Annotated in this window: 17 protein-coding genes; 6 read left to right on the top strand and 11 right to left on the bottom strand. The window is 74.6% G+C overall.

Features of this window, described 5'->3' with window-relative positions:
• Positions 1 to 205 precede the first annotated feature (205 nt).
• Positions 206 to 790: a phosphotransferase gene (locus tag ACFQ11_RS13880; RefSeq protein ID WP_378298701.1), complete on the top strand. Its 585-nt coding sequence runs from the start codon at positions 206 to 208 to the stop codon at positions 788 to 790.
• Between the two features lie 74 nt (positions 791 to 864).
• Here ACFQ11_RS13880 and ACFQ11_RS13875 read toward each other — a convergent pair whose 3' ends face one another.
• From ACFQ11_RS13875 to ACFQ11_RS13865, 3 genes are all read right to left on the bottom strand, one after another.
• Positions 865 to 1,191: a DMT family transporter gene (locus ACFQ11_RS13875; RefSeq protein WP_378298700.1), complete on the bottom strand. Its 327-nt coding sequence runs from the start codon at positions 1,189 to 1,191 to the stop codon at positions 865 to 867.
• Positions 1,188 to 1,535 carry a DMT family transporter gene (locus ACFQ11_RS13870; RefSeq protein ID WP_378298699.1) on the bottom strand — a complete coding sequence of 116 codons (348 nt, stop codon included), beginning with the start codon at positions 1,533 to 1,535 and terminating at the stop codon, positions 1,188 to 1,190. The genes ACFQ11_RS13875 and ACFQ11_RS13870 overlap by 4 nt, the downstream gene beginning before the upstream one ends.
• Before the next feature lie 86 nt (positions 1,536 to 1,621).
• Positions 1,622 to 2,197 (bottom strand): helix-turn-helix domain-containing protein, encoded by a 576-nt coding sequence (locus tag ACFQ11_RS13865; protein ID WP_378298698.1) that lies wholly within the window; start codon positions 2,195 to 2,197, stop codon positions 1,622 to 1,624.
• A 91-nt stretch (positions 2,198 to 2,288) separates the two neighbouring features.
• On the opposite strand from ACFQ11_RS13865, the gene ACFQ11_RS13860 reads away from it, so the two are divergent.
• Positions 2,289 to 3,512 carry an MFS transporter gene (locus ACFQ11_RS13860; protein ID WP_378298697.1) on the top strand — a complete coding sequence of 408 codons (1,224 nt, stop codon included), beginning with the start codon at positions 2,289 to 2,291 and terminating at the stop codon, positions 3,510 to 3,512.
• Here ACFQ11_RS13860 and ACFQ11_RS13855 read toward each other — a convergent pair.
• Positions 3,485 to 4,186 (bottom strand): MerR family transcriptional regulator, encoded by a 702-nt coding sequence (locus ACFQ11_RS13855; RefSeq protein ID WP_378298696.1) that lies wholly within the window; start codon positions 4,184 to 4,186, stop codon positions 3,485 to 3,487. The genes ACFQ11_RS13860 and ACFQ11_RS13855 overlap by 28 nt on opposite strands.
• A 119-nt stretch (positions 4,187 to 4,305) precedes the next feature.
• Between ACFQ11_RS13855 and ACFQ11_RS13850 the strand changes: the two genes are divergently transcribed.
• A complete protein-coding gene (locus ACFQ11_RS13850) occupies positions 4,306 to 5,517 on the top strand; it encodes an erythromycin esterase family protein (protein WP_378298695.1) in 1,212 nt (403 codons plus the stop codon).
• A gap of 99 nt (positions 5,518 to 5,616) precedes the next feature.
• Positions 5,617 to 5,985, top strand: coding sequence for an Mth938-like domain-containing protein (locus ACFQ11_RS13845; RefSeq protein WP_378298694.1), 369 nt, complete (start codon positions 5,617 to 5,619; stop codon positions 5,983 to 5,985).
• A 77-nt stretch (positions 5,986 to 6,062) separates the two neighbouring features.
• Here ACFQ11_RS13845 and ACFQ11_RS13840 read toward each other — a convergent pair whose 3' ends face one another.
• Both ACFQ11_RS13840 and ACFQ11_RS13835 read right to left on the bottom strand, forming a co-directional pair.
• The gene (locus tag ACFQ11_RS13840) at positions 6,063 to 7,172 is read right to left on the bottom strand and encodes an NAD(P)H-dependent flavin oxidoreductase (RefSeq protein WP_378298693.1); all 1,110 of its coding nucleotides are present in this window, start codon (positions 7,170 to 7,172) and stop codon (positions 6,063 to 6,065) included.
• Positions 7,173 to 7,334: 162 nt separating this feature from the next.
• Positions 7,335 to 8,429 carry a PorA family protein gene (locus tag ACFQ11_RS13835; protein ID WP_378298692.1) on the bottom strand — a complete coding sequence of 365 codons (1,095 nt, stop codon included), beginning with the start codon at positions 8,427 to 8,429 and terminating at the stop codon, positions 7,335 to 7,337.
• 173 nt (positions 8,430 to 8,602) lie between these two features.
• Between ACFQ11_RS13835 and ACFQ11_RS13830 the strand changes: the two genes are divergently transcribed.
• A complete protein-coding gene (locus ACFQ11_RS13830) occupies positions 8,603 to 9,388 on the top strand; it encodes a class I SAM-dependent methyltransferase (RefSeq protein WP_378298731.1) in 786 nt (261 codons plus the stop codon).
• Positions 9,385 to 10,605 (top strand): acyltransferase family protein, encoded by a 1,221-nt coding sequence (locus ACFQ11_RS13825; protein ID WP_378298691.1) that lies wholly within the window; start codon positions 9,385 to 9,387, stop codon positions 10,603 to 10,605. The genes ACFQ11_RS13830 and ACFQ11_RS13825 overlap by 4 nt, the downstream gene beginning before the upstream one ends.
• A gap of 307 nt (positions 10,606 to 10,912) precedes the next feature.
• Here ACFQ11_RS13825 and ACFQ11_RS13820 read toward each other — a convergent pair whose 3' ends face one another.
• Genes ACFQ11_RS13820 through ACFQ11_RS13800 form a run of 5 tightly spaced genes read right to left on the bottom strand, consistent with a single transcriptional unit; the run spans position 10,913 to position 18,709 of the window.
• A complete protein-coding gene (locus ACFQ11_RS13820; RefSeq protein WP_378298690.1) occupies positions 10,913 to 14,851 on the bottom strand; it encodes an alpha-(1->3)-arabinofuranosyltransferase domain-containing protein in 3,939 nt (1,312 codons plus the stop codon).
• Positions 14,832 to 16,022 carry a glycosyltransferase family 4 protein gene (locus ACFQ11_RS13815; RefSeq protein ID WP_378298689.1) on the bottom strand — a complete coding sequence of 397 codons (1,191 nt, stop codon included), beginning with the start codon at positions 16,020 to 16,022 and terminating at the stop codon, positions 14,832 to 14,834. Before ACFQ11_RS13815 ends, ACFQ11_RS13820 begins: the two co-directional genes overlap by 20 nt.
• Positions 16,019 to 16,846 (bottom strand): glycosyltransferase, encoded by an 828-nt coding sequence (locus tag ACFQ11_RS13810; RefSeq protein ID WP_378298688.1) that lies wholly within the window; start codon positions 16,844 to 16,846, stop codon positions 16,019 to 16,021. Before ACFQ11_RS13810 ends, ACFQ11_RS13815 begins: the two co-directional genes overlap by 4 nt.
• A gap of 13 nt (positions 16,847 to 16,859) precedes the next feature.
• On the bottom strand, positions 16,860 to 16,991 hold the full coding sequence (locus ACFQ11_RS13805; RefSeq protein WP_267898580.1) for a hypothetical protein: 132 nt from the start codon (positions 16,989 to 16,991) through the stop codon (positions 16,860 to 16,862).
• Positions 16,991 to 18,709, bottom strand: a complete 1,719-nt coding sequence (locus ACFQ11_RS13800; RefSeq protein ID WP_378298687.1) for a hypothetical protein — start codon at positions 18,707 to 18,709, stop codon at positions 16,991 to 16,993. The genes ACFQ11_RS13805 and ACFQ11_RS13800 overlap by 1 nt, the downstream gene beginning before the upstream one ends.
• Positions 18,710 to 18,717 lie beyond the last annotated feature (8 nt).

Genomic DNA, 18,717 nt, shown 5'->3' with positions numbered 1-18,717 from the left:
CTGCACTCCTCTACCGGACGCACCCGGCGCCTGGGGACATGGCGGACGAACCCACGGCCGGGCCGTCGAGGGGCCTTCCGGACTCGCATGGCTTCGGGTCCTGGCCGCACCCGTGGAACGACGAGGCTCGAAACTGTGGACCGGCAATGAGCAGGCGGCTGCCACCCTCCCCCGGCTCGTCCCGCGCCCTCATCTCCTGGCCACCGTGGAATGGGACGCCGACGGGCTCGCCCACCGTGCCGAGCTGAGCGCATACATCGCGACGCCCGTCTGCTCGCCCGCCCCTGCTCTCACCGAGCGAATCCGCCTGCCGGACGCGTGGTGGGCACGGTTGAGGGAGGCCATTGAAGCCGTGGCCGTGACACCTTCGCCGGGCTCCCGTTCGCCCGTCATCACCCAGGAATACATTCACCGCGCGATACCCCGTTATCTCGGAAATACGGGCGTCGACACGACCGTCACGCGCTGGAGTCTCGCCCACGGCGACCTCCACTGGGCCAACCTCACCAGGCCCGAGCTCACGATCCTGGACTGGGAGGGTTTCGGCCCCGCGCCGTTCGGCTTCGACGCCGCGCACCTGTACGCCTACACGTTGCCCGTGCCCGAGGTGGCCGCCGACGTCCGGCGGACGTTCGCCGACGTGCTGGCGACACCGGACGGACGGCTCGCCGAACTCACCGTCGCGGCGATGATCCTGCAGGCCGCCGAACGCGATCCCGTCCACGCGCGACTCGCCCCGCTCGTCTCGGCGCACCTCCCCGTTCAACGCGAGCAAGCAAATCCGCGCTGATGGCCGCCCGGTGCACGGCCACAAATTGACCGCTCCCGCGCGGATGGTCCGTCGCCCGGGGGGCCGGAACCGCGTCAGTGGGTGGCGCCGAGTTCGATGAAGAGGACGCCCGCGGCGATCAGGGCGATGCCGAGGCCCATGACCCTGGTCAGGGCCTCCTTGAACAGGACGCGGGACGCGATGGCGGTGAGGGCGACGCCGGAGGCGGCCCAGATGCCGTAGGCGACGCCGATGCCCAGGCCGTCGTACAGCGCGAGCGCCAGGAAGGCGAACGCCGCCAGGTAGCCGGCGGCCACGAGCGCGAACCAGGCCCGCCGTCCGCCGGGCTGGGAGGCCATCCGCAGGGAGAGCGTGCCCGTGACTTCGGTGAGGATCGCCCCCGCCAGGTACAGCCAGGTCATGCGGAGGTGCCCTCCCGGTCCTGGGCGCGCTGGGAGCCGAGCTCCACGCACAGCACCCCGGCGATCACCAGGGCGATGCCGACGCCCATGGTGGCGGTGAGCGCGTCGTCGAAGATGACGGCGGCGAGCACGGCGGTGAGCACGACCCCGGCGGCGGCCCACACCCCGTAGGCGACGCCGACGCCGAGCCCGGCGCGCAGCGCGAAGCTGAGGCCGACGAACGCGCCGAGGTAGCCGACGGTCACCAGCGCGTACCAGGCGGGCCGGTCCACCGCCGCGCGCAGTGACAGCGTGGCGGTCACCTCCAGCAGGATCGCCGCCAGCAGCGGTGCCCACTTGTTCATCGGGCGTCTCCGGGAACGGAAAGGGTGGTCGTGAGCCGCCGGGGACTTTACCCGCCGGACGGTGGAGCACGCGTGCGGCCTCGCCGTCAGCGGCGGGTGCGGAGGTGGATGCGTTCGCCCTGCTTCCCGAAGAGGCTGAGCAGCTCGACGCCGCCGCGTCCGGCTGCGCCGAACCAGTGCGGGATGCGGCAGTCGAACTCGGCGGCCTCGCCGGGGCCCATGACGAAGTCCTGGTCGCCGAGCGTGACGCGGAGCCGCCCGCGGAGCACGTAGAGCCATTCGTGGCCCGCGTGGGTCCGCAGGTGGGGTTGTTCGTCGTGCGCCGGGATGGTCATCTTGTACGCGCGCGGCTCGCCCTGCTGGTGCGACAGCGGGATGAGCACCCGCCCGTCCTTCTTGGTGGGACGCTGCGGGACGCGCGGGTCGAGGATCCGGGGCGCGGCGACGATCTCGTCGAGGGGGACGCCGAGCGCGGCGGTGACCGGCAGGAGGAGTTCGAGGCTCGGCTTGCGCTGCCCCGATTCCAGGCGGGACAGCGTGCTGGTGGAGATGCCGGTGGCCCGGGCGAGGGCGGTCAGGCTGACGCCCTTCTTCTCACGCGCGCGCCGCAGCCGGGGCGCGATCTGCTCGATGACGGCGTCGACGGTCGGTTGGTCGTGCATGGGGGCAGTGAAACCGATGCGTCCCGGTTTCGGCAAGGTTCTTTGCCGAAACCGACCGGTTCTCCCGAGCCTGTCGGCGGAGGTGATCCGGATGGACACGACAATGACGAACGCGGAGCCGTCCACGGCGGGACGGTCGCGCCTGCCCGCGGGCGTGTACCTGCTGGGGTTCTGCCTGTTCGCGATGGGCACCGCGGAATTCCTGCTGGCCGGTGTGCTCCCGGCGGTCGCGACGGACCTGGACGTCACGCTCTCCTCGGCGGGGCTCCTGATCACCGCGTTCGCGCTGGGCGTCGTGGTGGGCGGGCCGCCGTTCGCCGTGCTCAGCCTGCGCTGGCCGCGCCGGACCGCGCTGGTGGCGACGCAGGGCGTGTTCGCGGGCGGCGTCGCGGTCGGGCTGGTCGGCGACTACCCGGTCCTGCTGGCGAGCAAGTTCCTGACGGGCGTCGCCTACGCGGGCTTCTTCGCGGTCGCCGCGGTGACCGCGATCGGGCTGGTGACGCCGGACCGGAACGCGCGCGCGTCCGGCGTGGTGGTCAGCGGCCTCAGCGTCGCGATGGTCGTCGGCGGCCCGGCGGGGACGCTGCTCGGCCACGTCACGACGTGGCGCGCCGGTTTCTGGGCCGTCGTCGCCCTGACGGCGGCCGGGACGGTCGGGTGCCTGCTCGGGTTGCCCGCCGGCCGGACGGACGCGGGACGGACGTCCCGGCCGAGCGTGGCCCGGGAGTTCGGCGCGATGCGGCGGCCGTCGCTCTGGGGGGTATACGCGGTCACGATCCTCACGACCGCCGCCTACATGATCACGTTCAACTTCCTGGCGGCCGTGCTGTCCGAGGTCACCGGCGTTCCCGAGTCGTGGACGCCCGCGATCCTCGCGCTGTTCGGGGTGGGCGCCTTCGCGGGCCTGTCCGTGGGCGGTCGGGTGGCCGATGGGCGCCCGCACGCCGCGCTGCTCGGCGGGACGGTCGCGGTCGCGGGGCTGTCGGTGGTGATGGTCGCGGCGGCGCGGGAGGTCTGGGCGGTCGTGCCCGCGGTGTTCCTGCTGGGGATCGCGGCGTTCGTGCTGAACCCCGCCCTGTACGGGCGGGTGTTCGCGATCGCGGCCGACGCTCCGACGCTGGCCGGGGCCACGACGGTGTCGGCGTTCCAGTTCGGCATCAGCGTCACGCCCGTCCTGGCGGCGGCCGCGTTCGCGGGGGGCGCCGGGCTCACGTCCGTGAGCGTGATCGGGGCCGTCCTCGCGGTGGCGGCGCTGCCGCTCGTCCTCCGCGACCGGGCGGCGGCCGGTCAGGCCCGCGACAGGAGGGTCAGGTAGTCGTCGAGGGGGGCTCCGGCGGCGAGCATCGCGCGGCTGCGGGTCCGGAGGCGGGCGCGCCATTCGGCGAGGACGTCCTCGAGGGCGGTGGTGTCGCCCGCGGCGCGGAGCTGCTCGACGAACAGCCGGATCCGGCGCAGCGGGTAGCCGCCGCGCCGGAGCTGGCGGGCGGCGTGCGCGTCGCGCACCACGTCCGGCGGGTAGCGGCGGCGGCCGGTGACGGGGTCGCGGCCGGGCCGCAGGATGCCCGCGGCCTCCCACTTGCGCAGGGAGGCGGGGTGCATGCCGAGCTGGTGGGCCAGCTCGCCGATGGACAGTTCCGCGCGCCGGTCCGCGGGCGGCGCGGACGTCAGGTCGCCGAGGGCGACCGCGACCTGGTCGAGGACGTCCCGTTCGTGGAGCAGCTCGGCGTGCGCCCCGTCGATCAGCCGGAACAGGGCCTCGTCGTCGCCGCGTCCGGCGGCCCGCAGGATCTCCGCGGCAGTCGCGTGCCCGTAGCCGGGGCGGAGGGCGAGGAAGGCGCGCAGGGCCTGGGCGTGGACGGCGGTGTACTGCCGGTACCCGCTGGCGCTGCGCCCGGCCGGGGGCAGGATGCCGTCCTCCTCGTAGTTCCGGACGGCCTGCGCGGAGAGGCCGTGCTCGCGGGCCAGGTCGACGGGTCGCAGGGTTCTCATGTCCTCGTTTTGAAGGTTAGGCCGCTGCTCAGCGGTGTTCTCCGCGAAAAGCTTCGCTCGATGTTTCAACGTTACAGTTAAGTGCGACCGTTCGGCCACGCCCGCGAAAGGGGCTCTTCGTGTCTGTCCGCGACATCGGTCTGCACTTCGGCGACGACCTCGCCGAGCTCGGTTCCGCACTCGATCGCCTGCTGGACGGGTTCCGTCCGGCACCCGCGCTGCTCGGGCTGGGCGAGCCGGCCCACGACATGGCGGAGTTCCCGCGGTTGCGAAACCAGGTCCTGCGGCACCTGGTGGAACACCACGGTTACCGGTCCATCACCGTCGAAAGCGACCATCTCGCCGGGACGGCCGTCGACGACTACGTCACCGGCGGCGTCGGCGATCTGGACGACGTCCTGGCGTCAGGCTTCACGCACGAGTTCGGGACACTGCCCGGCAACCGGGAACTGCTCGAATGGCTGCGGGAGCACAACGCGCGGGCCGCCCCGGAGGACCGGGTCCGGTTCTACGGGTTCGACGGACCGTTCGAGATCACCGGTGCGCCGAGCCCCCGCGCCGCGCTGACGGCGGCCCACGCCTACCTGGCGGAGCACCTGCCGCGCGTCCCGTACGACGCCGGGGACCTCGACGTCCTGCTCGGCGACGACGCCGCGTGGACCCATCCGGAGGTGATGATGGATCCCGCGCACTCGATCGGCGACACCGGCGAGGCGCGGCGGCTGCGGCTGCTGGCCGACGACGTCCTCTCCGTCTACGAGTTCGAGGCCCCGACCCTCATCGGGGCGACCTCGGAAGTCGCGTACTTCCGCGCGCACGCGCACGCCCGCACGGCCCGGAGCGTCCTGCGCTACCACGCGGCCCTGGCGTCCACGTCGCCCGCCCGGCTCCCGACCCTGCTCGGGCTGCGGGACGCCCTGATGGCCGAGCATCTGCGCGCCATCGTGGCGGCGGAGGAGCGGCGCGGGCCGTGCCTGGTGTTCGCGCACAACGCCCACCTGCAGCGGGCCCGCTCCCACATGCCCTGGTGGGGCGTGAGCGAGGGCCTGCACTGGTGGAGCGCGGGCGCGCTGACCGCCGCGTCCGACCTGGGGGGACGCTACCGGCTCATCGCGTCCGAGTACGGCGGCGACGGCGACGCGGCCGACAGCCTGCAGGGCCTGCTGGCGCGGGCCGTGCCCGGCCGGGCGTTCTTCCCGGCGGCCCCGCTCGCCGACGCGCTCGCGGACGCCCGGGGCCTGCGCGTCCCGTCCCGTCCGGGGAACATCCCGCTGGAGGTCGCGGAACTGCGCGGCGCGGACGCCGTCGCGTTCGTCCGCGTCGCGGGCTGAGCGGCGCTCGGCCGGGCGGCGGCACCGGGCGGGTCGGGGCGAGCGCCGTCCGCGGCCGAACCCGGGGCCGTCGCGGGGCGGGCGTGACAGCATCGGGCCATGGAGAAGAGGTCGCCTAGGGTCACGCACGTTTCGTGGGGGCGGATGGAGGTGGAGGGGCTCGCGCCGGGCAAGGACTTCAAGCTCTTCCCCGGCGGCGGCAGGGAATGGGACTGGACCGAGCACGGCACCCGCCACGATCCCGGGATCCAGCCCGGTGACGTGCGCGAACTCATCGACGCCGGATGCGACGTGGTCGTCCTCAGCCGGGGCATGGAACTGCGGCTGAAGACGGCGCCCGAGACACTGGAGGTCCTGGCGGACGCGGGCGTCGAGGTGCGCGTCGAGGAGACGACCGAGGCCGTGCGGCTCTACAACGAGCTGGCCGCCGGACGTCCCGCCGGCGGCCTGTTCCACTCGACCTGCTGAACCCCCCGGGCGGGCGCGTCGCCCGGGGGAGCCCGGTGGCCGCCGCCGCGCCACCCCCGACGCGGCGGCGGACGATCTCAGTCCTCGGTGATCCTGTTGAGCCGTTCCATCGACTCGACGAACTCCTCGACGAGGTCGTAGACGACCTGGCTCGTGGACTTCACCTGGTTCATCGAGCCGACGATCTGGCCGACCGGGAACGTGACCAGTTCGCCGTCGCCGGAGCGGGCGATGCGGGGCAGCGCGTCGGCGATGAGCATGAACTGCATCGGCATCGGGAGGGTGCCGGGCGAGTTCTCGCTCTCCCACGCGTCCGTCCAGGCGGTCTTGAGGAAGCGGGCCGGCTTGCCGGTCCACGCGCGGGACCGGACGGTGTCGCGGGACGTCGCCGCCAGCAGCTTCGGCATCGCGCGCTCGGGGGTGTCGGCCTCCTCGACGGTGAGCCAGATCGACCCCGTCCACACGCCGTCGGCGCCGAGGGCGAGGCCCGCCGCCATCTGCCGGCCGCGGCCGATGCCGCCCGCGGCGAGGACGATCGTCTCGTCGCCGACGGCGTCCACGACCTCGGGGATGAGGACCATCGTGGACACGTCGCCGGTGTGGCCGCCGGCCTCGGTGCCCTGCGCGACGATGATGTCGACGCCGACGTCGGTCTGCTTGCGGGCGTGCCGGGCGTTGGAGGCGAGGCCCGCGACCTTGACGCCCTTCTCGTGGGCCTCGGCGACGACGTCCGCGGGCGGCGGGCCGAGGGCGCTGGCGAGGAGGGCGATCGGGTGCCGGAGCGCCACCTCGACCTGGGGCCGCGCCGTCTGGTCGGTCCAGCCGAGGAGCGCGCGGTGGGCCGTCTCGGTGGACGGCTCGACGCCGTGCTCGGCGAGGAGGTCGTCGAGGAACTTGCGGTGCTCGGCGGGGATCATCCCCTGCAGCTTGCCGAGCATCTCCTCGGCGTCGCCGAGTTCCGCGCCCTCGTACTTGGCGGGCATGACGACGTCGACGCCGTAGGGCTTGCCGCCGACGTGCTCGTCGATCCATTTGAGCTCGAGTTCGAGCTCCTCGGGGCTGAAGTACAGGGCGCCGAGGACGCCCATGCCGCCGGCGCGGCTCACCGCCGCGACGACGTCGCGGCAATGACTGAACGCGAAGATCGGGTACTCGATGCCGAATAGTTCGGTAGCTCGTGTCCGCACAGCCACGACCCTAGGCGCGAATCCACGAAACTGCAACAGGTTCTAGTTAGGGAATTCGGTGTGACATGGGGGCGGACAGGTTCACCTAGAACAGGTATCAGGGGTGCGGCGCGCGGGCATGGCGAAAGCCGCCCGGACGGGGCCGGGCGGCGGGCGGGGACGTCAGGCGCGCGGCGCCGGTTTCCGCTTCGGCACGGGACGGCGGGCGGCGCGGGACGGCGCCTTCTTCCGCGCCGGCTTCTCCGGCTGCTTCGGCGGACGGGGCGGGGACAGGTCGCCGAACTTGCCGTCGGAGCGGCGCGGCGCCCGCGGCGGGGGCGGCGGCGCGTCGTCGCGGCCGAGGCCCATGATCCCGCCGATGAGCAGCCCGAGGAGCCCGAGGAGGACGGCCGCGCCCGGGACGAAGATCCGCACCATGTCGATCTGCAGCGCGGTGCCGTCGGCGAGGTCGACGGCCTTGCGCTGGTCGGCGTCGGTCGTGATGAGGTCGGCCTGCGCGACGATCATCTCGCCGCGCCCGTCCGGGGTCCGGACGGTGCTGCGGATGTTCTTGCGGTGCTTGACCGGGACGCCGGTGCGCGGGTCCACCCAGACCGTGTTGTACGCCTCGGTGTAGCGGTCGACCCGCTGCGGCTCGGCCTCCTGCAGGCCGAGCATCGTCCCGGGGAGCTTGGCCTCGACCGGCCCGGTCTTGGTCAGCGGGATGTGCTGGGTGAACCGGTACGCGGTCAGGCCGTGGACCTGCTCGACCGCGCCGAACTTCATCGGCGCGACCTGCCTGGTCGTCGGGTCGTAGACGGGGTAGTCGCGCTTCTGGACGTTCGCGATGGGGAACAGCAGCCCGTACCCCTCCATGCGCACGTTGCCGTCGCCGTCCACATGGACGCCGCAGCAGTTCACCAGCCGCCCGGTATCCCGGTCGAACGCGATCCGGAACCCCTGGATCTGGACGGGCTTCTTCGGGTTCGCCTTGTCGTAGATGTTGGTGGTCGAGTCCCAGACGGCGATGTCGTCGTTGCCGTTGTTGGCCCGCACGTCGCCGCGGACGGTGTTCGTGGCGAGGAGCGTGACGTTCGTCTTCGTCTTGAGCTCGGCCTGGTCGAAGTAGGTGCTGTTCGGCGACTCCAGGTGCGTGACCTGGTACCGGTTCAGCGGCGCGCGCACGACCTGCTCCGCCACGTAGAACCGGACGAGGGGCGCGAGGGTGAGGAAGAACGCTCCGAGGCCGATCAGGAGCAGTCCGACCCGTCGCCGCATGAACACCTCCGGGAGTGCCGTCCAGTCGCGGCCGGGGGGCCGTCTCCGGCGTGTGTCGGGTCAGGCTAACAGGACTCCCGCGCGTTCGTACCCGCCGGTAAGCTCCCGCTGTACTTTTCGTCGCGGTATTTTTCCGGCGCCGAATTCCCCGACCGAACGGACGCGAGGTGGCGATGGTCTCGGTGCGCCCGGAGCCCCGCACGCGCGAGCCGTCCGGGGACGAGTTCCCCGAGCACAGGGCGACGCTGGCGCGGTCGGTGCGGCTGTTCGGCGCGTTCCGGAACGAGGGTGACGACCCCGAGCGGTTCTACGACCTGTTGGCACGTGACACCGTCGCCCAGCTCCGCACGTACACCGACCTGGACGGTGCGACGGTCGTCGACGTCGGGACGGGCTCGGGGTTCTTCGCGCGCGCGCTCGAACGGGCGGGCGCGCGCTGCACGGGCGTCGACCCGGACGTCCGCGAGCTGCGGGCGCACGGCGCCCCGGGGCCGAACACGCTCGTCGCGAGCGGGCTCGCGCTGCCGTTCCGGACGGGTTCGGCCGACGTGTGCTTCTCGTCGAACGTCCTGGAGCACGTCCCGGACCCGTGGCGGATGGCCGGGGAGATGGTGCGGGTGACCCGGCCGGGCGGGATCGTGTACCTGTCGTTCACGAACTGGCTGTCGCCGTGGGGCGGGCACGAGACGTCCCCGTGGCATTACCTCGGCGGTCACCGGGCGGCGCGCCGGTACGAGCGGCGCCACGGCCGCCCGCCGAAGAACCGGTTCGGGCGGAGCCTGCATCCGGTGTCGGTGGGGGGCGCGCTGGCGTGGGCGCGGGGGTGCGGCGACGCGGACGTCCTGGACGTCCTGCCGCGCTACCACCCGGGCTGGGCGCGGCCGATCGTCCGCGTGCCGGGGCTGCGGGAGGTCGCCACCTGGAACCTCGTCCTGGTGCTGCGGAAGCGTCCGGGATGACGACCGCCGAACAGGTCGCGCGGACGGCGGTGCCGCCGCAGATCAGCGGGCATCAGGAGCCGCTGGACGGCGTCCGCGCGGTCGCGGCGCTCGCCGTGCTCGCCGTCCACGTCGCGAGTTCGGCGGGCACGATGACGCGGGGCGAAGGCGCGGGCTGGCTGTTCAACGGCGGCCAGGTCGGGGTGGCGATCTTCTTCACGCTGTCCGGGCTCCTGCTGTACCGGCCGTGGGCGATGGCGGCCCTGGACGGACGGCCCACGCCCAGTGCGGGCACCTACTTCGCCAAGCGCGCGCTGCGGATCCTGCCCGCGTATTGGGTGCTGATCGTGGTCTACATGGTCACGGCAGGGCGAGACCACATCGGCGACCCGCTCACGTGGGTGTCGCTGCTGACGTTCACGCAGATCTACGTGCCCGACCCGTGGTGGGCGTCGGATCTTGGCCCGGCGCATCTGGGGCAGTTGTGGAGCCTCTCGGTCGAGGTCGCCTTTTACGTGACGCTGCCCCTCACGGCGGCGGTTCTGCACTGGGTCGTCAGGCGCGCGCGCACGGGAGACATGGGCGGCATCGCCAAACGGCTGCTGTTCGCCATCGGTGTCTATGGGGCGCTGTCGCTCCCGTTCACGGTCCTCGCGTACTTCCCGGAGCGGAACTCGCAGATGGGGGTGTGGCCTCCTCGGTACTTCGCCTGGTTCGCGCTCGGCATGGCGCTGGCCGTGGTCACCGTGTGGGCCCGGCTGGACGGGCGCCGCCCGGTCGCCGCGCTGTGCAACGCCGTCGCGGACTCGTGGAAGGCGTGCTGGATCGCGGCGGCGATGCTGTTCGTGGTCGCGGCCACCCCGGCGACCGGCCCGCTCAGCCTGTCGGAGCCCGGCGGCCCGTGGACGTCGCTGCTGCACATGCTGCTGTTCGGGGCGTGCGCCCTGGCGTTCATGGCGCCGGTGGCGCTGGCGCCGCCGGACCATCCGGCGATGGAGGCCGCGCTCGGCAACCCGGTGATGCGGTGGCTCGGCCGCGTGTCCTACGGGCTGTTCCTCTGGCAGATGATCATCATCGTCGGCTGGTACGAGGCGTTCGACCGGACCTTCCGCGGGAACCTCTGGACGGACCTTCCGCTGCTCACCGCGGCGTCCATTGCAGCGGCGGCGCTGAGCTACTACCTGGTGGAACGTTCGGGGCAGGCGGTTCAGCGGCGGCTCCTGGGGCGTCCCAGCTGACCGCGATCGGCCCGCCGCCGGGACCGCCCGGCGGGCGGGGCCGCCACAGCTCGATCGCGAGACGTCCCACGATCACCAGCCCGAGGACCTGCGGCGCGACGTCGCCGAGCGCGCCGGACGGGCTCGCGGGGTTGCCGAGCAGGTCCCAGCGGGCGCCGACGGCGAGGCACGCCGTCCCCGCGACCATCGCGGCGGCGACCGGCCACGGCGAGGCGATCGCGCGGAGCGCGGCGGAGCGGCGGGTGCGCGCCCAGCCGCACACGGCGGCGACGCCGAACGCGACGGCGGCGCCCGGGGCGCCGCCGATCTACGCGCCGCGGCCCGCCGCGGGCCGCGGCGCGGCCCAGACCGGCCAGCCCCGGGCGGGGGCGAGGACGGTCGCGGGGGCGGGGCCGCGCGGCGGGCGGCGCCTCCCCGGCGGGCGGACGGCGACGGCCAGCAGGACGACGAGCAGGCCGAGGCCGCCCGTGACGGAGACGAGCTGCGCCCGGTCCGGCAGGTAGGTCAGCTCGACGGTCCCGCGGGTCCCGGCGGGGACGACCCAGCCCTGCTTCCACCCGTCGAGCCGGACGGGCCGCAGCTCGGTGCCGTCCGCAGTGGCCCGCCAGCCGGGGTTGAAGTTCTCGTTGACGGTGAGGAACGAGGCCGCGGCCGCGTCCACGCGGACCTCTCGGGACCCGGGCTCCCAGCGCACCACCTCGACGGGCGCCGACCCCCCGGAACCCGCCGGCTTCGCGGCGCCCGGCACGAGGTCGGCGTCGCCCGCGATGACCGTTTCGACACGGTAGGAGTCGAGCGGCGCGGCGGCCAGCCGGTTCTCGCCCTTCTCCAGCGGGACGGGCGCGCAGGCGGCGAACCGGACGGGACGGCCCGCGAGCAGGTCGCCGAACGTGCCCGCGACCTTCGTCCGCACGGCCGTCCCGCCCAGGTCGAGCCGCGGCCCGAGGCCGCACGGGAGTTCGAGGTCGAGGCCGCGCACGTCCGGCATCGGCGCGACCCCGGGGATCACGAGATCGGTGAGCTGGACGGGGTTCAGGGGCCGGGCGTCCAGGAAGACGACCTTGATCCGCTCGGTGGTCATCGGGGCGAACGCGATGCGGCCCAGATCGTCCGACAGGCCCTCGCGGGTCTCGCCGCCGTCGCCCTCGATCCGCACCCGGGCGGGTCCGGACGCGCCGGGCGGGCGGCGCAGCTCGAGCGTCCCGACCTTGCGGGGCTCGCCCCACGCGACGGCGAACGCGGGCTCCCGGTCGCCCGCGTCGGCGATCCAGGCGGTGGCCGGGTCGCCGTCGAACCCGGAGCGGGCGCCGTTCGCGGGGTGGCGGGTGAGGGTCGAGGTCGCCTTGACGACCGGCTGCCCCTCGGCCTCGGTGTACTTCGCGACCAGCTCGGGATCGGTGAGGACGGCCGTCCCGGCGATCTTCACGTCGTGGGCGGTCGCGGCGGTGAACGTCCGGTCGAAGCCGTCGCCCTCCTCGCCGCGCGCGCCGAGGTCCTCGGAGCAGACCCAGCGCGCGCTCCCCCGCATGCAGGGCGCTTCGCCCCCGGGCACCCGGCTCATCACGTACGTCGCGGGCTCGCCGGTCCCGCCGGGTGAGGGCATGACGTAGGTGCGGGTGGGCTTCACCCCGGCGACGGTCAGCTCGCTGATGCCCGCGCGGGCGAACCCCGGGACGGCGGGTTCGGCGACCAGCCCGGTGATGCGGATCCGCAGCCATCGGGTCTTCCCCTCGGGCGCGCGCAGCGGCTGCGCGTCGGCGGTGCGCCGGACGTCCTGCTCCACGGTCCCGCGCTCGGTCTCGACGGCGACGCGCGCGACGGCCGGTCCGAGGGAGTCGTCCCGCAGGAACGCCGCCTCCAGGTCGCCGACGTCGCGGGGCCGGTCGAAGCCGACGCGGAGCCACTGCCCCACCGGGCCGTCGAACCCGCCGGTGCGCCACGCGGAGAACGGGTCGCCGTCGAGCGCCGCGTACGGGACGGCGGCGGGCAGGCGCCCCTCGGGGGCCGTGTCCTCGCCGGACGCCGAGGTCGACGCCGTCACGTCCCGGACGCCGCCGCCGTAGGCGACGTGCGCGGCGTACCGCTGCCAGCCGTCGTCCAGGACGTCGGCGGCCTCGCGGCGCTGCGCGGCGCCCAGCGTGTGCGACGTCTGGTGCAGCTCGCCGAAGTTGCGCCGGACGAGCCGCGGCGCGTCGGTGGCGACCGGGGCGCCGCCGAGGCCGGCCCCGTCGTCGTTCAGCAGCACGGGACCGTCCGGCAGCGCGCCGCCGTCCGCCATCGTCAGCAGCGACTCCGGCCCCCCGTACACGCGGACGGGCTCGGCGGCGTCGGTGAGCGTCGCGACGGGCGCGGCCCTCTCGACCTCGTACACCTCCAGCGCCGGATAGGGCTGGTCGACGGCCGACACCGCGTCGTCCACCGGGGTGTGGCCGACCGGTGGCCCGAACGCCGCGACCCGGCGCAGGCCCGGCGACCCGTCCAGCGTCTCGTGGACGCGCGCGGGCCGTGCCCCGTCGAGGCTCTCCCGCCGCAGGTCGTTGCGCACCAGGACGTACCGGACGCCCATCCGGCCGAGGAACGCGCTCAGCCCCGGCGACGGCCGCCCCGACCTCGCCTGGAGCTCGATCGCGTCGAGCGCGCGCGTGTAGCCGGGCGATCCGGCCGGGACGAGCTGCCGGACGCCCCAGCGGGCGTCCAGGAGCGGCTGCACGATGTCGTCCATCGGGCGCCCCCACAGGTACTCGCCGAACGCCGCACCGGGGACGGCGAGGACGCCCTGCCGTCCGGCGCGCTCGTTCAGCCAGGACGCCGCGTCCTTCCAGTACCCGGGCACCCGGTCGAAGCTGCCCGAGCCGCTGAGGCCGCGGGCGGCGCCGGTGAGGCCGATGCCGCCGAGCGCGACCGCCGCGACGACGGGCAGGACGGCGACGGCGCGGAACCGCGCGCGGAGCCCCTCGGGCTCGGGGTAGACGAGCGCCGGGTCGCCGTCCGGGCGCCGCTCCTTCAGCCACCGCGCCGCCGCGACGAGCACGTGGGCGAGGCCGAGGGCGAGCGGCAGCCGGATCACCGCGTCGAACTTGTGCAGGTTCCGGAAGGGGGCGAGGACGCCGTCGAGCAGCGCCCGGACGTCCCCGGCGAACAGGCCCGGCAGGTCGCTCACGTGCCCTGCGGTCAGGATCGCGAGCCCGGCGAGCAGCGTGAGCAGGAGGAACATCCGTTCCGGCAGGCGGCGCCCGACGAGCCCGGCGAGGCCGAGCGCCGCGACGGCGCCCGTGCACAGCATCGCGAGCGGCGTCAGCGACAGCCCGTACCCGACCGGCGACCAGATCTGCCCGTCCGCGATCAGGTAGTTCACCCAGCGTTCCGCGCCGCGCAGCACGTTGACGAGCCCGGTCGGGCCGGTCGTCGTGGCGGCCTTCTCGGTGTAGGTCAGCCACGAGAACCCGTACGTGCCGGTCAGCGCCAGCGGGACCAGCCACCACGCGATCGCCGCGGCCACCGCCGCCGCCCACCAGGCCGCCAGCCGGAACCGGAACGTCCCCCGGGGCCGGGTCAGCAGGTAGACCGCGGGGACGACCAGGACCGCGAGGGTCGCGGTCGCGTTGATGCCGCCGCAGCACGCGATCGCGAGACCGGACCGGGCCGCCGCGCGCAACCGCCCGGTGTCCCCGGCGATCGCGCTCACCAGCGGCAGGACGATCCACGGCAGCATCGCGACCGGCATGTACTCCGACGAGATCAGCCCGAGCGTGGACAGCGCGTTCGGCGCGAGCGCGTACGCCATCGCGGCGAACGGGCGGGAGCGGGGGCCGCCGACGCCGAGCCGTCCCGCGAGCCGGAGCGTGCCGGTGAACGCGAGGCACATCAGCAGCGCCAGCCAGAGCCGCTGGGTGATCCACGCGGGCATCCCGGCGAGGTCGCCGAGCGCGTAGAACGGGCCCATCGGGAACAGGTAGCCGACCGCCTGGTTCTGCAACTGGCCGAACTGCTCGGGGCTCCACAGGCGCAGAGCGCCGCCGAGGAACCCGCGCGGGTTCACCGCCATGTCGATCTTGGTGTCGGCGAGGATCTCGCCGGGCCGGGTGCAGAACGCGAGCGCCGCCAGCGCGCAGCAGCACGCGACGGCCCGCAGCCGGTCGCGCAGCCGCGCCGCCGCCGCGTCCGGGTCCGCCCACCGGTCGTGGCCCGCCGGCCGGCCGTGCGACCGGACGCCCGCGCGAGGCGGGTCAGCCTCTCCGACGGCCATGGTCCCGGCGCTCCCCTTCCCTCATGACGCGCGAGTGCTCGTCACCGTACCGGTGGCGGGTCGCGGCCTCGACGAGCGCGGCCAGGCGCGCGGTCGTCCGGTCCCAGCCGAACCCGGCGGCCCAGGCCCGGCAACCGGCGGCGACGGCCGCGCGGCGGCGCGGGTCGTCCAGTTCCTTGAGGGCGCGCTCGGCGGTGTCGAGGAAGTCGCCGCCCGGCGGGACGAGCCAGCCCGTGACGTCGTCGCGGACGGCGTCGCGCAGCCCGTCGACGTCGGCGGCGACGGTCGGGACGCCGAGCGCGGCGGCCTCGATCACGCTGAGCCCCCAGCCCTCGCCCCGCGACGTCGACAGGTGCAGGTCGGCGCGGGCGACGAGCGCCGCCTTGACCTCCTCGGAGACGTAGCCGTGCGGGACGACGACGCCGGTGAGCCCGCGCGCGGCGATGCCGGCGGCGAGCGCGGGCGCCTCCGGGCCGTCCCCGACGACGTGCAGGCGCAGGCCCGGACGGCGCTCGGCGAGGCGTTCTGCGAGGTCGAGCAGCAGGCCGAGCCGCTTGTGGGGGACGAGCCGCGTCACGCAGACGAGGTCGGGATCGCCCCGCGGTCCCGGGGCATCCACCGCGGCGGCGTCCGGGACGGTGGTGCCGTTGTGGACGATGTGGGCGGCGCCCGTCCAGCGCAGTCGTTCACGGACGGCTCGCAAGGTCGACGGCGACACGACCACGAAGGCGTGCCGCCGGTACGTCCAGCGGCTCACCGGCCCTTCCAGCACACGACCGATCCAGGCCATCCACGGCGGGAAGTAAAGGCCGAACTGGTCGTCGTGCACGTGGTGAACGACGCAGAACACCGGCACGCGGCGCGGCAGAACCCACGGGGAGAAGAACGGGATGCCGTTCTGGCAGTCGATGACCGCGTCGAACGACCGGCGGTGCAGGAGCAGCCAGAGGAGGACCAGCGGGTAGACGGTGAACCGTCCGCCGAGCCGCACGAACGTGACGTCCTCGACCCGTTCCCTGCGCGCCTGCCCGCGCGCGCGTGCCGTGATGTAGGTGACGCGGGCGCCGCGCCCGGACATTCCCCTGGCGACCTCCCACGCGTACCGTTCGGCGCCTCCGGCGGACGGATGCCAGGGGTCACGCCAGTTGACGACCGCGAGCCGGATGCTCATCCCCGCCCGAAACCCGGTGCCGTCCGGGACACCGCCTCGGCGGGCGGCGCGGGCGCCTGCGCCGGGACGTGCGCGTCCTGCGGGGCCCGGCGCCGCAAGGGCCCGCCGCCCGCGCGCGCCCGGATCAGGGCCAGGTCGATAAGGCAGCGCAGCGAGTGCCGCCGCACCGAGAACGTCGAGCCGGGACGGTCGCGCCACACGACCGGGATCGCGGTGACGTCCGCGCCGCGCCGCACGCAGTGCGCGAGCAGCTCGACGTCGAAGGAGAACCCGGCGGTGCGCAGGTCGGCGGCGGCGGCGCGGGCCAGCGGGCCGGCGAAGAACTTGAAGCCGCACTGGGTGTCGGCGACGCCGCCCGCCAGGTCGCGGACGAGCCGGTTGAACGTGACGGCGCCGAGCCTGCGGAGCGGCAGCGCGTACGCCTGCACGACCGACCGGTCATGGCGGCGGGAGCCCACCACCACCGGGCGCCCGTCCCGCAGCAGGCCGAGGACGTCGTCCAGCGCCGCGAGGTCGGTGGCCATGTCGGCGTCCATGAACCCCACCCAGGGGGCGCGCGTGGCGAGCAGACCGGCGCGGACCGCGGCGCCCTTGCCGGGGCGGTCGCACCGCACCAGCCGCACCGGCACCGGCCCGCGCCACGAGCGGACGATGTCGGCCGTGCCGTCGCCGCTGGCGTTGTCGACGACGATCACTTCGGCGCGCACCGGCAGCCCGGCGAGCGCGTCGCTGAGCAGGCCGAGGCCCGCCGGGAGCCGCGCCGCCTCGTTGCGGGCCGGGACGACGATCTCCAGCAGGACGGGGCCCGCGCACCAGGTCCCCATGAGGACGGGAGGGTCAGCGCTCGCCGTAGTTGTACAGCGGCTTGATCACCGGGTCCTCCTGCGAGGCGCTGGCGAGCTGCACGGCGCCCAGTGAGGTTCCGGCGGCCAGCAGAGCTCCGACCACAATGGCGATGGCGATGCGCATCAGGGGGCCCTTCGTTGGTCATGGCGAGAACGAGGTCGCTCGCGGCGGGGCGAACGGGCTTTGATACTCCCGAGTAGCGGGGTGCTCAGGCTAGTACCTGAACCCACAATTGACCAGAAAACCCCTGCGCTCGCCAGAGCCCACGCCACCCCCACGGGCGCCACGGGCACCCGCTCGTCCACCCGCGCCACCTGCCCGCCGATCCGGTAGACCGCCAGGTGAGGGCCGTGGAGCACCCGCGCCGCCCCGATCGGCCGGAACCGGTCGATCTCCGCGTCGACCACCACGTACCGGACGCCCGCGTCGCGCAGCACCGCCGCCGGCGGGCTCCCGGACACCGCCGCCCCCGCGAGCCGGACGGCGCGCGGATCCTCCGTCGCGACGGTCGTCCCGCCGACGGTGACGGAATCGTTCACGATCACCCGGCGGTCCAGGTAGCGGGGCAGGGGGTCGAGCACGCGGCGGCCGTGGTTCCACTCGTAGCTCCGGTACTGCGCCCACGGCAGGAGCAGGACGTCGCCGCGTGCGGGGTCGCCGTCGATGATCGTCCGCGCGCGCTTCCAGTCGTCCGGATACTGGACGGCTCGCAGTTCGCCTGCCGCGCCCCATGCGAGCGTCGGCAGCAGCAGCACGGGAACGAACGCGAGCCCTACAGGAACCAACGGCAGGCGTGCTTCGGCCGCCCGGTCGGCGGCCGCCCCCGCCCCCACGGCGATCACCACGGCGAGCGGGGCGACGAACTGCTGACCGTCCCGCAGCACCGCGAACCCCGGCCACAGGCCGATCAGGCCCGCGAGCACCGGCTCGGCGACCGCGCCCAGCGCCGCGACCGCGAACCCGGCCGCCCCCGCCGCCGCGAGGCCGCGCCGCCACGGCCCGTCCCGCGTCCACAGCCCGTACGCCGTGACGGCCCCGACCACCGCCACCAGCCACAACGCCGCTGTCAGCGGCGCCCCGTACCCGCGCGGCACCGTCTCGCCGTTCCACACGCCGCCCAGCAGCAGCAGGCTGCCGAGCGTCCCGAACGGGGTGTCCGCGCGGGCCGCGAACAGCCCGACCGCCGCGTCGTCCCCCGGCACGCCCCCCGGCCGCAGCAGGCCCGGCACCAGCCACGGGAGGCTCAGCAGCGCCGCCGCCGCGACCACCCGGCCCGCCGCCCGCCGCCCCGCGAACAGCGCGACGACCAGCGCCGCCAGCCCGGTGACGGCCAGCGCCGCGAACCCGCCGACCGCCGCCGGGAGCAGCGCCCGCACCAGCCGCCGTCCCCCGCCGCGCTCCCCCGCGCGGGCCGCCGCCGCCAGCGCCCACGGCAGCGCCGCGTACCCCAGCAGCAGCGCCCACTGGCCCAGCAGCAGCCGCTCCGCGACGAACGGGTTCCACGCGTACAGCACGCCCGCCGCCAGCCGGGGCGCGAGCCGCCGCGACGGGACGATCGACGCCGCCGACGCGCACGCCATCACGAAGATCGCCAGCAGGATGAGCTTCTGCGCGAGATCGGCCGGCAGGACGGTCCCGAGCGCGACGGCGAACGCGTCGCTCGGGACGTGCCGCGGCACCGTCCCGGTCAGGCCGAACGTCATCGAGGTGAACGCCGGGTCGGGGACGAACACCATGTCGTAGGACAGGACGAACCCGGGCGCGAGCCCCGGCCCGAGCGCGAGCACGCCGAGCAGCAGGCCGGTCAGCGCGGCCGCCAGGTGCCGCGTCCGGTCCCTCACCCGATCCG

Source organism: Actinomadura sediminis (genome assembly GCF_042675525.1).
In the GTDB taxonomy this organism is placed as follows: domain Bacteria; phylum Actinomycetota; class Actinomycetes; order Streptosporangiales; family Streptosporangiaceae; genus Spirillospora; species Spirillospora sediminis.
This window is presented reverse-complemented; position numbering and strand designations above follow the sequence as displayed.